The 15,946-nt window shown below is 72.7% G+C and carries 6 protein-coding genes; 4 read left to right on the top strand and 2 right to left on the bottom strand.

The annotated features are described in order from the left end of the window. Nucleotides 1-36: 36 nt before the first annotated feature. Nucleotides 37-2,448, bottom strand: coding sequence for an OPT family oligopeptide transporter (locus tag CAP_RS45255; RefSeq protein WP_052375655.1), 2,412 nt, complete (start codon nucleotides 2,446-2,448; stop codon nucleotides 37-39). 64 nt (nucleotides 2,449-2,512) lie between these two features. On the opposite strand from CAP_RS45255, the gene CAP_RS22365 reads away from it, so the two are divergent. Beyond that, nucleotides 2,513-4,528 carry an ATP-dependent nuclease gene (locus CAP_RS22365; protein ID WP_044244415.1) on the top strand — a complete coding sequence of 672 codons (2,016 nt, stop codon included), beginning with the start codon at nucleotides 2,513-2,515 and terminating at the stop codon, nucleotides 4,526-4,528. Between the two features lie 57 nt (nucleotides 4,529-4,585). Here the strand turns inward: CAP_RS22365 and CAP_RS22360 are convergent, their stop codons facing one another. Next, the gene (locus CAP_RS22360; protein WP_063748733.1) at nucleotides 4,586-5,623 is read right to left on the bottom strand and encodes a nitrilase-related carbon-nitrogen hydrolase; all 1,038 of its coding nucleotides are present in this window, start codon (nucleotides 5,621-5,623) and stop codon (nucleotides 4,586-4,588) included. A gap of 235 nt (nucleotides 5,624-5,858) precedes the next feature. Here CAP_RS22360 and CAP_RS22355 point away from each other — a divergent pair, with 235 nt between their 5' ends. From CAP_RS22355 to CAP_RS22345, 3 genes are read left to right on the top strand one after another with little or no spacing between them, the layout of a single operon-like run. Beyond that, nucleotides 5,859-9,017, top strand: a complete 3,159-nt coding sequence (locus CAP_RS22355) for a hypothetical protein (protein ID WP_156041044.1) — start codon at nucleotides 5,859-5,861, stop codon at nucleotides 9,015-9,017. Then, the gene (locus CAP_RS22350; RefSeq protein WP_044244409.1) at nucleotides 9,017-12,115 is read left to right on the top strand and encodes a hypothetical protein; all 3,099 of its coding nucleotides are present in this window, start codon (nucleotides 9,017-9,019) and stop codon (nucleotides 12,113-12,115) included. Before CAP_RS22355 ends, CAP_RS22350 begins: the two co-directional genes overlap by 1 nt. Beyond that, a complete protein-coding gene (locus CAP_RS22345; RefSeq protein ID WP_044244408.1) occupies nucleotides 12,112-15,546 on the top strand; it encodes a hypothetical protein in 3,435 nt (1,144 codons plus the stop codon). The genes CAP_RS22350 and CAP_RS22345 overlap by 4 nt, the downstream gene beginning before the upstream one ends. Nucleotides 15,547-15,946: the final 400 nt, after the last annotated feature.

The raw sequence follows: 15,946 nt of genomic DNA, 5'->3' as shown, positions 1-15,946 counted from the left end.
GACGCCGACCAGGATCACGCCAGAAGCTCCACCCCATCAGGGCGTCGCAAACACCTGCACCACCTGACTCAGCACGATGATCAAGATCCCCGCCAGCGACGCCCCCGCCATGATCCCCGACGCCCCCGCCAGCGTGTACTTCTCCGCCAGCGCAGGCTTCACCTTCTCGAAGATCCACGCGAGCACCGCCCCGATCATCATCGAGATCGAGTCGTACCCGGCCACCACCATCCCGAGCCCCATCCCCGTCGGCGAAGGAACCCACTTCTTCACCCGCGCCGGTGCGTACACCTCCACCAGCGTCAGCACCACCGCCACCACCGCCGCGATCAGCACCGCCATCATCCCGTAGGGCGGCAGGCTCTCCTTGCGGACCTCCACGTTGAGCGTCCCCCCGAGCGGCGCCTGGGCCTCGTCGCGCGGATCCACCACGGGCCTGTCCAGCACCAGCCGGTCGCCCACCCGCGCCTTCACGGTCCACCACAGATCGTGGCCTCCGGTCTCCCACTTCACCCAGTCGCCGGCGACGGTCCCGGGAGGTGCCATGTCCAGCATCATCGCGGGCATCGTGCGCAGCGGACCGGCCAGGCTTGCCGCGCCCCGCTCCACCACCGTCACCCCCACGCCGGCTTCCGCGGGCGCCGGCAGCGCGCGATCCATCACCAGCGTCTTGTCCACCAGCGCCACGATCCGGTACTCGCCCTGGTTCGGACCCACCTCGATCCGCACGGCGTCGCCGACCCGCGTCCCCACGGGCACGAGCTTCAGGGGGAGCCCTTGCACCTCCGACGCCGTCGCCACGGCCTGACCGCGCACCTTGGTGTCCACCCCGCCGGCGAGCAGCTCGGCCACGGCCTGCCACGTCTTCGCGGCGGGGGCCGGGAACTCCGCGGTCCCCAGGCGCTCCGGCGTCGCCAGGATCATGTACGCCGGTACGCAGAACACGGCGCCGGCGAGGATCCCGAAGAACTGCGAGATGAACTGGTTGCGCGGCTTGCCGCCGAGCATGTACCCGCCCTTCAGGTCGGTGAGCAGATCGGCGGCGTGGATGGCCGACCCTGCGGTGATCGACGAGGCCATGATGTTGATCTGGGTGTTCCCCACCGCCAGCCCGCCGAAGAGGAGCTGGCTGATCTTCCCGAGCGCGCCGGTGGGCGTGATGCTCGTCTCCCCGGTCGCGCGCGCGGCCACGATGGACAGCAGCGTCGAGAGGAGCACCCCGAGGAAGCCCATCCACATCGGGATCTCGAAGATGAGCCACCCGAGCACCACCACCATCACCGTGCACACCAGGATGCCCCGCACGAACCAGGTGGTGGGCACCTCCAGGTCCGCCATGCCTCCCGCCTTCTGCCCGGAGGTCATCCGCCCGAGGCCCTTGAGCGCAGCCACCACGGTGCGCCACTTCAGGCCGAAGGCGAGGAGGCCGCTCACCACCACCAGCGTCACGCCTGGCCAGACGATGAAGGTCCGCACGGTCTGGTAACCGGCGGTGGCGCCCGCGAGGCCGTGGGTGTGGAGCCAGGTCCCGAGCACGCCCCAGCCGACCACCGCGCCGATCGCCAGGCCCACCGCGATGCGCAGGCCCATGATCGCGCCAGCACCGATCATCAGGAGATCGGTCTGGAAGCCCAGCGTGAGCGGCGCCCACTTGGTGAGCACCGGCAGGTGCTCCGGCAGGAGCGGTGACTTCAGCGCCACCGCCACGGGCTTCACCAGGCCGGTCACCCCGCTCGCGAGCTTCACCACCGCGCCTGCCAGCACCCCGTAGCCCAGGGCGAGCGCCTTCTTCCGCGCCTCTCCAGGGGCCGCGTGCAGAGAGCGGATGGTCTCGGCGTACGCCATTCCCTCCGGGAACGGCAGCCGGTCCACGTCGATCATCTGCCGCCGCATGGGCACCGCGAGGAGCACCCCGAGGAACGACACCGCCAGCATCCAGCTCGCCAGCTCCCAGGGCGCCAGCACGCGGCCGGTGGTCATGAACAGGGCGGGGATCGCCGAGGTCATGCCGGCGCCCGTGAAGTACCCCGCGGCCGACGCGGCGCTGGCCATCACGTTGTTCTCGAGCGACGAGAAGCTCCGCTTGAAGGGCCCCACCGGCAGCACGCGGCGCAGCCCGGAGAAGATCCCGAACGCCAGCACCGCCGCGGTGACCGTGACCGCGAGGGCCCAGCCCACCTTGAGCCCCACGTAGAGGTTCGACAGCGACATCACCCCGCCGAGCAGCATCCCCGTCACCACCGCGCGCGGCGTGAGCTGCGGCTCGTCGGGGCGGTAGACGTGCTTGAGCCAGTGCTCGTCGATCTCCTCCTGCGTCATCGGCGTGCCGTCGGGCCGCACGTCGAGCGGCCTGCCCACGCTCTCGCCGGCGTGCGCCTCGCCCTCGGGCGTGCTCGTCGCGTCGTCACGGTCAGGAGGCGTGGAGGCGGTGTCGGACGTCGATGCCATACGGAACCGCGCGTGCCCCATCCCTCGGGCGGCGGCAACAGCCGGTTCGTGACGACGGCGAGAGATGCGGCTAAAAGCGGACGCGGAGGTCAGCGTGCACATCGCCTGGATGCGGATTCAGAACTTCAAAAGCCTCAGGTCCGCCGACTTCCACTTCAACGCCGACCTCAACGTGCTGACTGGCGTGAACAACAGCGGCAAGACCACGGTGCTGGAGGCGATCTCGCTATGGGCAGAGTGCTTCCAGAAGCTGCTGCGCCAGGCCGATCGCGCCGTGACCAAGGTCGGGGTGCGGCGTGGGGATTTTCGGCTGGGCCATCCAAATCACAACTATTTCGACCACGCCGAGCTGATCTCGAGCCGCAGCACCGGTTACGGGGACATTTTCCACCTGTCCGCCGAGGACGAGGCTGCGGCCTCGCGACCCATCGAGATCGAGGCGAACCTCGTCCACGAGGAGCAGGTGCTGCAGATCGGCTTCTCGGTGCGCGCTTCTGCCGGGTCGAGCTACGACATCGTGCTGAAGAACGCGGAGAGATTTCCCGTCCGTGAGTTCAACGACTTCTTCCAGCGATTCCCTGAGCCCATCAACGTCGTCTATGCCTCGCCGGTCGCGCTCCTGCTCCCACGCGAGGAGTTCGAGCTCCGCCCGAAGATCTCGGCGCGTATCCGCTCACGGCAGTCGGTGCAGGTGCTCCGGAACCGGCTCTACCAGCTCAAGAAGGACGCCACCCGCTACCAGCGCTTCGAGAGCGACGTCTCCTACATCCTCTCGGACGGCAAGCTCCCGGTCACTCTCTCCTTCGAAGGAGATGAGGCCAGGGACGTCGAACTCGGCGTGAAGGTCCAGCTCGGCCCGCGCGATCTCCCCAAGGACATCTCACTCCTCGGCAGCGGCACGCTCCAGATCCTCGAGATCCTGCTGGCGCTGTACGCCGAGCCCCGCGACCTGAACCTGATCCTGCTCGACGAGCCGGACTCGTATATCCACCGGGACATCCAGCGGCGGCTGGTAGCTGCGCTCCAGAAGCACGTGAAAGTCGACGAGAGCGCGCCAAACGCACAGATCTTCCTGGCCACGCACAACGAAGGGCTCATCCGCTCCACCGACGCCCGGCACCTCTTCCACCTGGAGGCTGGTCGGGAGCGCGCCTACCACCCTGTCTATCGCGATCAAAGCGAGGGCAGGGGGGTAGGGCTGCAGCCAAGCCGCCAGATCAAGATCTTGAAGACGCTCGGCAGTGAGACCTCGCTCGACCTGCTCAACGCTCTGGAGGCGGATCGGCTGATCCTGGTGGAGGGCGAAGACGACGCGCGATTCATTCAGGCAATCGTCGAAAAGGCGAGCCTCGTGCCCGTCACCTTCCGCGCCATGTACTGGTCTTTCGGCGGAGTGGAGGAGATCCTGAAGACCCTGCCGCAGTACAGGAGCTTCTTCGAGCAGATAGGCAACGGTAAGTCGCTCTGGGGCAAGGTGGTGCTGGTCTTCGACCCTGATCACCTCACCGCGGAGCAGCGCGCCGCCATGCAGGCCGGTCTCCAGAAGAAATTGAAGCGGCCGGTGTACGTCTGGCGTTCTTACACGGTCGAAGCGACCGTGTTCGCAGAGCCGAGCAAACTCAAGGGACTGGTGCACCATGTGCTGCAATCCAGCGCCGGTGTCACGACGCACCTGGACGACGTCTCCCGCCGTATCGACCAAGCGCTCACGGACCTCGTTTCTGCACTTCGAGAGCGCATCCGTGCTCCGAAAGCTCAGAGCGAGCTTTTTCACCGGCTGCGCACTCGCCAGGAGCATCTCCGCGACTCCTTCGAGATCTCGAATGTTTTTCAGGGGGGCGAGGGGCGGCTGCAGCCTGATTTCCTGGAGTACGCCAACCGCCTGCTCGACCAGGGCCAGGTGCATCACCTGGCGACGAAGGACGACGTGGCAGAGCTGGTGCTCGGCATCTTCAAATCGTTCTCGGCCCCGCCCCCATCCGGAAACCTGTTCGAGGCGCTCATCGAGGCGAGCAACCCATCGACGCGGTTCATGGAGTGGGATGAACTCACGAAGGTGGTGACCGAGAACCACCCTTGAGCCGCGTCCGGCGCGAAGGCTGGCGTGCCGGGCGGCGACACCCGGAGGTAGCGCGCTTCAGCCATCCTCGGGATCGCTGCTCGCATCACCGGGCCTGCCGCCGCGCGCACTGCTCGCTGCGCCCCGCGCGCCTTGCTCGCGGGAGGACGCAGAGCCGTCGGCGGGGTCTCGGCGCGTCACCACGGCCGCCCGGGGGCGCTCGTCGACGTGGAGCTGGAAGACGTCGGGGCGGGCGTAGTGGCCGGCCACGTCGAGATCGAACTTGCCGCGCGCGATCTCGCCCAGGTCGATCTCGGCCGTGAGGATGGCCTCCTCGCCCCAGCAGGGGCCGGCGAGCACCTCGCCGAAGGGGCTGACGATGCTGCTGCCTCCCTTGCACATCACCGTATCGGGGTCCGCGCCCTGGATGGCGTCGTAGTCTTCGGGGTAGTCGCGGCGCAGGGCGAACTGGTTGGCGGAGAGCACGAAGCAGCGGCCCTCGACGGCGATGTGCTGCATGGTCGGGAGCCAGGTGGGGCGATCGTCGGCGGTGGGGGCGCAGTAGAGCTGGATGCCCTTGGCGTAGAGGGACATGCGCAGGAGCGGCATGTAGTTCTCCCAGCAGATCACGGCGCCGAGGCGGCCCACCTCGGTGTCGAGGACGGGGAGGGTGGAGCCGTCGCCGAAGCCCCAGATGAGGCGCTCCATCGCGGTCGGCATGAGCTTGCGGTGCTTGCCGAGGAGGCGGCCATCGGGGCCGAAGAAGAGGGCGGTGCAGTAGAGGGTGCCGCCGTCGCGCTCGATGACGCCGACGACGAGGTGCATGGCGTGGGCGCGCGCGGCGTCGCCGATCCGCTCGGTCTCGGGGCCGGGCACGTCGATGGCGCCCTCGAAGTAGCGGCGGAAGTCGTCGCGGCCCTGGGGGGTGCGGGAGCCGACCCGGGCGCCGAAGTCGAGGCCCCGCGGGTAGCCGGTGAGGAAGGCCTCGGGGAAGACGGCGAGGCGGGCGCCCTTCCCGGCGGCCTCGGCGACGAGGCGGTGGAGTTTGGCGAGGGTGGCGGGGGTGTCGAAGGCGACGCTGGCAGCCTGGACGACGGCAGCGGTGAAGCGGCTCATGGTCCGTGACGGTGCGGAGGATGCGCCAGCGGGTCAACGGGGCAAGAGGGGCAAGGGTGGCGCACGGGCGGCAGGCGGCGGTTCGCGGCTGGTGAGGGTGCTGGACGGCGCGGGGAGGGCAGGTGGTACGGTGCCATCGTCGATGCTGGCGCGTGCGCTCGGCTTGCTTACGGTGGTCTCGGTCACGGCCTGTGCTCCCGTCGTGGGAACCGGAGGGTCGGGGGAGGCACGGCGCGTGGCGTCGCGCGGTGCGCAGGGGATGGCCGTGGGCGCGGCTCGGGGCGAGGCGGGGGCCGGGGCGCGGTGGTGGTACCGGGATGACGCGGAGGACCCGCTCTGGGTGAAGACGGGGGCGGGGCGGGACGAGGTGGTGGTGGCGGGGGCGCGGATCTCCGTGTCGACGCGGGGGGAGGTGCTGTCGTCGGCGTGGGAGGTGGAGGCGTGGGCGATGGGGGAGCCCATCCTGGGGGCGCTGGCGGTCGCGCCGCACCTCGGGGGCGGGTACGTGCACTGGAGCCGCTCGTCGGTGTTTCGCTCGGCGGCGTTCACGGGGGCGCTTGCGCGCGTGCAGCTCGGGGCGCAGGGGGCGACGGTGCGTGGAGTGCGCAACGATCTCCAGGGCGTGCTGGTGTTCACCGAGAGCGGGCCTCGGTGGCTGCCGAAGGAGACGCTGGAGGGGAAGGCGACGCTCGCGGCGACGGCGTACCCGGAGGCGGGGGTGTTCGACGGGATCGCGCTGGACGGGTCGCGGGCCGTGCGGATGGACGTGCTGGGGCGGGCGCGGGTCACGCGAGACGGGGGAAAGGCGTGGGCCGACGTGGCGACGGAGACGGGGATATTCGTGCGCTCGCTCGCGGCGACGGACGCGGAGGTGTCGCTGGAGACGTGGCGCGGGGGAATGACGTTCGGGGTGGGGGGCGCGCTCGGGCAGCTTGACGCGAGCTACAGGCCGCACTTCTTCTCGGGGAAGCAGTTCGTGTCGGAGCAGGCGGGGGCGCGGGCGACGGCGCTCGAGCTGTTGCCCTGGGGGTGGCGGGAGTTCGCGCCCATGGCCTCGGCAGTGATGGGCGGGGCCACGCTCGGCGAGGGGTCGGTGCTGGCGCTGACGCACCGGAGCGCCGCGCGCGTGGATCTGCGCACGGGGGAGGTGACGTTTTTCTCGGACGGGTGGATGCCGGAGGACCTGGCGTGCGTGGCGCAGCAGGTGCGGGGCGCGGTGCTCCTCCTGTGCACCAGGGAGGATGGGGTGAGCCGCGGCGCCGTGGTGCTGCGGACCGAGCGCGGGGAGCCGCCGGTGGTGGAGAAGGTGTTCGGCGACGAGGGGTACTTCGTCGCCGATGACGTGGGCGCGGTCGGGTACGCGGGGTCGTGCAGCGAGAAGACGCGCCTGCCGGATGACGACGACCTGAACCGTTCCTGGGGGGAGATCACGCCGCCGCCGGTGATGTGCGTGCGCCGCGGGCCGGGCGCGTGGGTGGAGCGCGCCCTCGACGTGGGTGAGCGGCGCGCGCTGGTGGCGTGGGTGCCGCGGCGTGACGGCGGCGCGGTGGCGCTCGTGCGGGAGCAGACGCGGGAGACGTGGCTGCCGCACGCGACGGCGGTGCCGCGGGCTGCCGACGAGGGGGGAGTGCACGTCATCGAGGTAGGGACGGTGGCGCGGGACTGGTACCTGCACCGGCCGTCGCGGGGCGGGTACACGCCCCGCGGGGCGATGCCGGTGCTGGTGGAGCGCCGGTTCCAGGCGCTCGACGACGGGAGCGTGGCGGCGTGGCTCAGCGCGGGTGACTCGCCCATGTCGGACATGGCGGCGAGCCGCGGAGTGACCTTCGCGGCCGACGGGAGCGTGACCGTTCACGCGCTGCCGCCGGGCACGGAGGGCATGGTGGTGTCGGGGGAGTACGGGCTCGTGGTCACGGCGGCGGGGGATCTCCTGGAGACGGTGGATCACGGGCGGAGCTTCAGGGCGGCGGGGCGCTCGCCGGTCCCACCCTCGGCGATGCGGGGGATGTGCTCGCGGCTCGGGTGCGTGATGGACGGGGTGATGCGCGTGGGCTTCGGTGGGCACCACGACTTCTCGGTCACGCCCGATCCGGCAGCCTCGTGCCGGGATCGGGGGGAGGCAGCGATGGCGGTGGCGCCCGGCGCGTGCGAGGCGCTGAGCGCGGGGGTCGTGGCGCGTGAGCCTGCACCGGCGAGGCCCGGTCTGTCGTGCCGACCGGTGGGGGAGCCGTCGCCGCGGGCCGCGGAGGACGTGGTCGGAGAGACGCCCCCGAAGGTGCAGACCGTGGTCACGGGGTGGGGGGAGGAGATGGTGGTGGTGCGCGACAGGGAGGAGCCAGCGGCAGCGCCTTCACCCGATCCGGACAGCGCGCCCCCGGATGGACCGCCTGGAACGCCACCCGGAGCGCCACCTGCGCCGTCCCCTCCCCGGAAGGGGCCCACGCTGCGCACGCACTCGCTCGTGTTCCGGGCGCCGTTCGATCCCCGCGCGCGGCTCGTGCGGCTCGACGCGACGGACGCGGGCTTCATGACCGGCTCGACGCGCTACCGGTCGCCCGTCTCGGCGCCGCTCGTGGGGCCGCGGGGCGAGGTGGGGGTGCTCCTGCTCGGCGAGTCGGGGGAGGCGATCGCCACGCCCTCTGCGCTGACGTCGCTGCCGTCCTACGAGCCGCGGCGGTACTCGAACGAAAGGTCCGCGACGACGACGGGGTTGATGCTCGGCGCGGGGAGGGTGTCGCTGCTCGGGGAGAAGAACCGGCGGCTCTACCTGGAGGAGCACGGGCCAGGGGTGCAGCAGCCTTTGCGCGGCGTCGGGGTCGACAGGGAGCCCTTCCGCGAGCGGACGATGGTGCTCGCGCTCCGGGAGGACGGGGCGCGGGGCGTGCTGGTGCTGGACGGGAAGGCACCGGAGACTGCGGGGGTCGCGCGGCTCGACGCGGCGGAGGGACCGACGGCGGTGGAGCGGCTGGCGCCCTGGTCGACGTTGACGGCGGGCGACGACCCGCGGTGCAAGGCGGGGCGGGAGCCCGGGGGAGCATGGTGGGCGCTCGTGGTCATCGAGCCGGCGCGGGCGCTGGGGTTCGACACGGCAGCCCTGCCTGGTGTCGAGTTCTCCGCAAAGGGCCTGGCGCTGCTCCGGTGGGGGCGCGCGCGGGTGTGCATGGAGGCGCTGGACGTGGCGGTGAGCGACGGGCGGCGCGGGCAGGGCTCGGCGTCGTCGGCGCGGCTCGTGGCGCGGTGGACAGGGGGCGCCGGTGGAGGTGCACAGCTCGGGAGCGCGCGGGTGGAGGCGTCGCTCGTGTCGGCGGACCTCCGGCAGGGGCTCGCGTGCACCGTCACTCCGGTGGGCGCGCCCGAGGAACGTCCGCGGCGCGGCGAGGCGGGGAAGCCTTGATGCGCTCGATGCGACAGAGCGCGGGGGTTGCGCTGCTGGCCGTGGCGGGGCTCGGCTGCGGCGGCGGCGTGGGGGCGCCACCCGGTCGGGGGCTCGCGCGCGAGGTGCCGACCGCAGCGCCGATCGGCGCGCCGGGGCCGGTCCGCTATGCGACGGAGGCGTCGCAGGGGTGGGTGGAGGACCTGCCAGGAGGTGGACAGCGGCTGGTGGTGAGCGGGCGGCGCATGGAGCGGCGGGGGCTCTCCCTGACGGCGCTGGGAGCGCTCAATCCCGAGCTGCAGGCGGGGGCGGCCGCGCCGGCGTGGCTCGGCGGCGGAGGGAAGGGCCGGTACGTCTTCTGGCGCGAACGGGAGGTGTTCGCCGCCGCGCAGTTCGACGGGGACCTGGTACGTGTCGCGGAGCTCCCGGGGGAGGTGATCGACGCCTTCATGTGGCTCGACGGGGTCGGGCTGCTGACGCAGATGGGGCTGTACGTGGTGAAGGCCGCGGACGGGGTGGTGAGGCCTCTCGGCGTGCCCGGCGCGGCGATGGCGGCCGCAGGCGGAGCGCAGCACGGTGTGGTGCTGACCGTGTTCGGTCAGGCGCTGTTCACCGGGGATGGGGGGCGCTCTTTCCGCGATCTGGGCGCGGCGCTCGCGGAGCCGGTGGACGTCACGCCGGAGGGCGACGCGCTGCGGATCTCGCTGTCCACTGGATCGGAGCGGTGGGTGCGCGCGGACGGGCGGGTGGAAGACGCGCCCGAGGGAGAGGCCGGCGTGACGAGCGCGTCGCGCGCGGGAGGAAGAAGAAGAGGAGGCGGCGCGGCCGCAGAGGTGGATCCGGGCTGGCCGGAGGCGGGCTCGGAGGGGGCGATGTTCGCGGCGGTCGAGGCCGGGGTACCCCTCGGGGACGGTGGGGCCGTGGCGATCGAGGGCGAGACGGTGGGGCGGGTGGATCTCGCCACGGGGCGCGCGACCGCGGCGGCGCAGTTGCCGGAGGGGAGCGGGAGCTGCGTGGCGTTCCGCGCCCCCGAGGGCGTGCTGGCGCTGTGCGCGGGGGACGGGCAGGCGCGGGTCATCTCCCTCTCGGGAGCGCCGCGGATCGAGCGCGAGTTCGAGATGGACGAGCGCGCGAGCCGCGAGGGCGAGCCGTTCGTCGGCGTGGACGGCGAGGCGCTCGCGTTCGCGGGGCCCTGCGAGGGGAGACCCCGCCCGCGCTTCGACATGGAGGCGCTCGCGGGCTCCTCGGGTTCGTGGATGGCCGCGCGCCAGAGCCCGGTGATCTGCGCGCGCGTCTCGCCAGGGGTGTGGCGCGCGCTCACGGTCGACGCCGCCGACGCCACCGATCTGCTGGCGTGGGTGCCGCGCCCCGGAGGCGCCGCGACGGCGATCGTGGGGCGGTCGGGCGTGTCGCTGGGGGACGAGCCGCGGGTGATGACGCGGGGAGATCTGCGGGTGATCCGGGTGGCCCGCGACGCGCCGCCGCTGGTCTTCCCCCGCTACCGCTACGACGCGGGGGGGGTGCTGTCGCGGGCGCTGCGCGCGCGCGGTGGCGGCGTGGAGGGGTTCTTCCCGGTGCAGGCCGGCTCCATCGATCGGGTGCCGGTGGTGATCTCGGACGAGGGAAAGATCACGGCGCTGCCGCTGCCGCCGCGCACGGAGTCGCTCGCGACGGCCGGGGGGATGGCGCTGGCGCAGACCGACGAGGGGCGCTTCTTCGAGACGGTCGACCGCGGGAGGAGCTGGGTGGAGGTCGCGCCCTCGCCAGGGGATCCCGCGTCGCGGGCCTCGGGGTGCTCTCCGGTGGGGTGCAGGCTCGGGTCGATCGTGCGCGTGGGGTGGGCATCGCTGGCTCCCGAGGGGGCACCCGCGGTGGACGCGGAGGCGAGGCGGGGGTCGCTGTCCTTGCTGGCATCGCGCCAGAAGCGACGGAGAGGCGCGCCGCCAGGGCCCTTCGCGCAGATTGCGTGCAGCTTTGCGGGGGCGCCGGAGGGCGCCCGGCTCGCCGACTCGTACGGGTTCGGGGTCACGCCCACGGTGGTGGCGCCGGGCTCGGGGCACCTGCGGGTGGGGTCCCTGGGGAGCGCGATGATGCCCTGGTCCAGCATGAACCAGGGGACGCCGCTCGGTGAGGTGCCGCTCTCCTGGCTCGTACCCCTCGAGGTCTGGGGACGCGTCCGCCGGGCCACGGTGAAGCTCGACAGCGATCCCACGGGCGTGCTGAAGTACCGCGCCTCGGAAGCGCAGGTGGGGTTCTTCCTCGACAGGGCGGGGAAGGTGGTGCCGGTCGCGGCGGGGGTGGACTCGGGCTGCTTCGCGTCGCTGCTCGACGACGCAGGGATTACGTGGCCCGTCGGAGGCTGCGTGGCGCGCGGGGCAGTGGGCGCGGCGCTCGCGGATCGGCTGGTCATGCTCGCCCCGAGCTACAGGGGTCTGTCGCTGAGCACGGTGTCGCTGCCAGCGGCGGGCAGAGTGCCGGTGCAGCGGGACCTCGCCACGAGCCTCGTGCCACGGGGCATGGCGGCGCGGTACACCTTCGGCGCCGGGGTCCGCGCCGGGGCGCCGGTGTTCGTGGTGGTGGACGGGACCGGCGAGGCGGCGCTCGCAGAAGTGGACCTGGAGCGGGGCAGGTTCCGCGCCGCCTCACGGCTCGTGCCCCTCGCGGCGCTGCGGCTGGGTTCGGACCCCGCGTGCGCTCCCCGTGCCTCCGCCTCCCCCGCCGCGAACGAGGAGGTGCGGGTGGTGTTGCCGTTCAGCACCGAGATCGGGCTCGCCCCTGGGAAGATGCCGGGCGTGACGTCGAGCGGTACTGCAGGGGTGGCGGTGATCCGGTGGTCGGCAACGACGGCGTGCCTGGACGCGGTGGAGATGTCGGTGCGCGACGAGCGCTACGAGGCAGAGCAGGGCTTCTACGATCCCCCGGGCACGGTGAAGAAGGTGGTGGCGCACTTCGCAGGGCCGGAGCCGGCGTGGTCGCAGGGCGGGGATCGCCCCGGAGGCGTGACGGCCACGCAAGGGAAGGGGAGCGCCATCCGGGGCGCGGGCAGCGCGGCGCTGGTGCTCGTCACGTACGGGCAGGAGGTTCGGCAGCCGCTCACCTGTAGGAGCGCGGCGCCATGACGGGCACGCGCCCTGGCAAGACCGCGCTCGCGGCAGTGCTGCTCGCGTGCGGCGTGGGCATCGCGTGCATCGCCTGCATCGCGTGCGGCGGCGCGCGCGCGCCGAGCATCCCCGACGGCAAGGCAGGAGCCGGCGCGGTGGCACCTGGTGGAGCGGCGCGCGGCACACCGAGTGGCACCGCGTCCGCGCAGCAAGGGGCCGCAGAAGGCGTGGCGCGCGTCCCAGCGCGGTACGTGCTCACCACGTTCGCCGGGCCCACCTTCGACGAAGGGCGCCCCGAGGTATCCGTGCCGCGCGTCGAACAAGCGCTCTACGAGGGCACGCGCTTGCTCCTCGACGGCGGGGTGATCGTGCGGGCCGGGCGGCGCGACGAAGGGCTGCAGGGGTTCACCTCGGTCCCGGCGCGGCTCGGGGGAGGATATCTGTTCTGGTCCGGCGAGGGCACGTACCGGGCGCGGGAGTTCCTGGGAGAGATGACGCTGCTCGCGGACGTGCACCCCGTGACCGCGCGCCCGTGGCTCGACGGCATGGCGCTCTCCACGAGAGAGGGCACCTTCACGGTGGACCTCCGCGCCGCGCAGCCGACGTTGCAGGCGCTGCCGTGGGCAGGGACCTCGGAGCTGCTCGCCTTGGATGCGCGGCGCGCCGCGCGGATCGACGCCTTCGGGCGCGCGGCGGTGACGCTCGACGGCGGGGCGAGCTGGGTGGACGTGCTGGCCACCCGGGGGTTCACGGTGCGCGCGCTCGGGCGGGAAGAAGGGCGGATCGTGCTCACCTCGACCAGAGGTGGCGCCGCGACATTCGTCACCCGCGAGGGGCTCGTCGACATCGAGGGGAGCGCGCTCGGGGGCGCCCGTGAGACTGCGCCTGCGCGTCGCTTCACGCCGATCAGCCGGCTGCTGTCCGTCTCGTCGCCTCCGGCCCTCGCGCGGCTGTCGAGCCGCGCCCTCGCGCCGGAGAGCCTGTTCCTGGCCGTCGCGTCAGGGGCACGGCTCCCGTCGGGAGGGATGCTGGTGGCCGTCGAGGAGGGCATCTCGGTGCTGGCAGCGGGCACCCCGCGTCCCTGGATGGAGGGGACCCTGCTCAACGTCAGCGGCGGCTACACGCGCTGCCAGGCAGTGGTCGACGCGGGCGCGCCCTTGCTGGCCTGCACGCACCGGAGGGACGGGGCGGGCGATGGCGACCACATCGACGGAGCTGGGCACGTCCTCCGCATCGAAGCCTCACCCCTCGCGCCCTCGCTGGAGGCGACGTTCCCCGAGCTGGGCCGGTTCTTCGCGGGCCGCGGCGGAAGCCTCGTGTACGCCGGGCGCTGCGGATCGCGCCCCCCGAGCGCAGACGATTTCCTGCGAGGCGCGCCGCCTCCGCCGGTAGGGGCGCAAGCGGCAGGCGATTCACGGGGCGACGGAGAGGCCGACGCGCAGCAGGAGCCGGAAGCACCGCCGGATCCGCTCCCTCCGGACGACGCGCGGGTGTGCGCGCGAGGCGCGGACGGGCGCTGGGTGGAGCACCGCCTGCGCGGGGAGGATGCGCGCGGGTTGTACCGGTGGATCCCCGGGCCGTCCGGCGTGACCGCGCTGGTGGCGGCCAGGGCGGGGGCAGGCAAGGCACCGGAGAGCGCGCCGGCAGGAATCCGGGTGGTGCGGGTGCGCGTCGACGACCCTGCGCTGCGGAAGCGGCGGTTTCCATCCCTGGGAACGTGGACGGAGCAGGCGCCCATCGTCGACGCCGACTTCTGGGAAGATGAAGAGGGCGCGATCCGCGGCTGGATCTACCTGCCCGACGCCGACGCCCAGGAGGCCGAAGAGAAGACCAGCGGGAGAGGGAAAGACAGGGAGAGGGCAGGGGAAGACAGGGAGAGGGCAGGGGAAGACAGGGAGAGGGCAGGGGAGGACGCGGAAGATGAGGGCGAAGCGGATGGCGCGAAGGCGCCGCGCTTGCCTCAGGCGGAGGCGCAGGGGCGACGCGCTGCCGGCGTGCGCATCGATGCGACCGGGCGGGTGACCGTGTTTCCGCTGCCTCAGGGCGTGACCACTGTTGTTCACGGGGGACCGTTCGCGCTGGCTCGCACGGACGAACCCGAAGAAGGCCCGCCGGCCTACCACGAGTCCACCGATGGAGGCCGTACCTGGCGCGCCGTGGAGGCGCCGCCGGTGGGGAGCCTCGACCTGCCGATGGCGCCCTCGTCCACCTTCACCTGCAGCGCGGTGGGATGCGGGATGGGCGACGGCGGCCTCGTGCGCCTCGGCTGGGGTGGACCTCCGCCCGGCGCGCCCCGGCGTGGTGCAGAGGGAGGCGACACGGCGGGTGAAGCGGCTGAAGCAGGTGAAGCGGGGCGAGCTGCGAGGCAGGAGGGCGACGGGGAGGAGCCCGCGCCGAATACGCGCCCCGGGAGGATGGCGCTGGCGGCGCAGCCCGGGCAGATCGCGCAGCTCCTGCGACTCGCGCCTGCCCAGCCTGCGCGCCTCACCTGCCGCATCGAGGGCGGCGTCGATCCCCTCGGCGCTCAGGTGCGGCCTTCCCCGGCGTCGCGGCCCGGGAAGCTCGCGTTTGCCGGGGGGTTGCCCGTCTCCATCGCCGAGGCATCGCGCGCGCCGGTGGGCTCGCTGTCCGGCGACGCGTGGACGGCGGAGGTCCTGCGGCCTTTCGCGCCAGGTACCGCGCCGCGCCGTCTGACGGTGCGCGGGGCACCGCCGCGCAACACCACGGGGTCGGTCGTGCCGATCCTGGCGCCTCCAGGCGCGCGTGAGCCGGTGGATCTGCTGGTCGTGCTGGAGCACCGCGGCCTCCAGGTGGGGGCGAGGACGCCGTCGTTCTTCCCCCTGGAAGGTGCGGGCTATCTCGCAGCCGCCGCCCAGCTCGGTGGCGACGCGCTGGTGATGCTCGATCCCGGCAAGGGACACCTGCTGCTGACCGGGGCAGGCCGCGCCCGGACCGCCATGACGCTGACGCGGGTGGAAGCGTCGTCAGGCGCGCGGATCACCCTGGGCAGGCGGGTCGACGGCAAGGGACTCGCGCTGGTGCGCTACATGGCGAGTTCCGGTGAGGTGCACGCCGGGGGGTTCGATCTGGCGCGGGCCGAGGTGGGCGTCCTGGAGACCGTCGGTCACCTCGGCACGCTCGCACCGCGCGGGGCGTGCGAGGTTGCCGGGTCGGCGCTCCGCTTCGTCGCCGAGGTGCGGCTCGCAGTGCGCATCGAGAAGGCCGGGGGCGAGGTGCTGCTCGACGAGGCGCGGGAGGTCGAGGCCCTGCTCGTGGGCGGAGGCGGTCGGCTCTGCGTGGAAGGCGTGGAACTGCGCACCCAGGGAGACCGGGGCCTGCTGATCCGGGCAGCCTTCGGAGGCCGCGGCACTGCCGTCGCCGAGGTGCGCGGGAGAGGCGGCGCCGTGCCCGCAGCGTGTTTGCTGGGACGCTCCCTTCCGCAGCCGTGAGGACCACCCCGAGAGGCCAGGGCGGTGAGGGTCGGAGAGTCCGGGCACCAGGGGCAGGGATCAGGGGGGAGAGAAGTGGCTGGATCCTGCGCGTCAGGACGATCCCTCCGTGCACGCTCGCCACGGCCAGGGCGCTCTCGCAGGGTGTCCGCCGTTCCCAGCGCATGTTTCATTCAGGCACAACGGCAGCCGGCAGGCCGCCGTCGCTGCCACTCGGGGAGCCGAGGACGCCCCTTCGTCTCCCGCCTGCAGGAAACTCCGGCCAGCAGGGGCACGCCGTTTGCTTTGACCTCGTACCTCCTATGCCTCGCCCCCGATGGGATACCGTCAGTGTCTACCTGGGCTCCGGGTCCCCGGCGCTCGAGGGCGAGGTCTGGCTGGCTGCCCTGTTCCGGTGGCT

Origin of the sequence: Chondromyces apiculatus DSM 436 (assembly GCF_000601485.1) — a bacterium.
Lineage (GTDB): Bacteria > Myxococcota_A > Polyangia > Polyangiales > Polyangiaceae > Chondromyces > Chondromyces apiculatus.
Note: the sequence above shows the minus strand (reverse complement) of the source record. Positions and strands in the feature narration are given on the sequence as shown.

Bases quoted from the DNA above. Each gene is read 5' to 3' on its own strand.
- CAP_RS45255 (WP_052375655.1), bottom strand. From the start codon at position 2,448: ATGGCATCGACGTCCGACACCGCCTCCACGCCTCCTGACCGTGACGAC.
- CAP_RS22345 (WP_044244408.1), top strand. From the start codon at position 12,112: ATGACGGGCACGCGCCCTGGCAAGACCGCGCTCGCGGCAGTGCTGCTC.
- CAP_RS22365 (WP_044244415.1), top strand. From the start codon at position 2,513: ATGCGGCTAAAAGCGGACGCGGAGGTCAGCGTGCACATCGCCTGGATG.
- CAP_RS22360 (WP_063748733.1), bottom strand. From the start codon at position 5,623: ATGAGCCGCTTCACCGCTGCCGTCGTCCAGGCTGCCAGCGTCGCCTTC.
- CAP_RS22350 (WP_044244409.1), top strand. From the start codon at position 9,017: ATGCGCTCGATGCGACAGAGCGCGGGGGTTGCGCTGCTGGCCGTGGCG.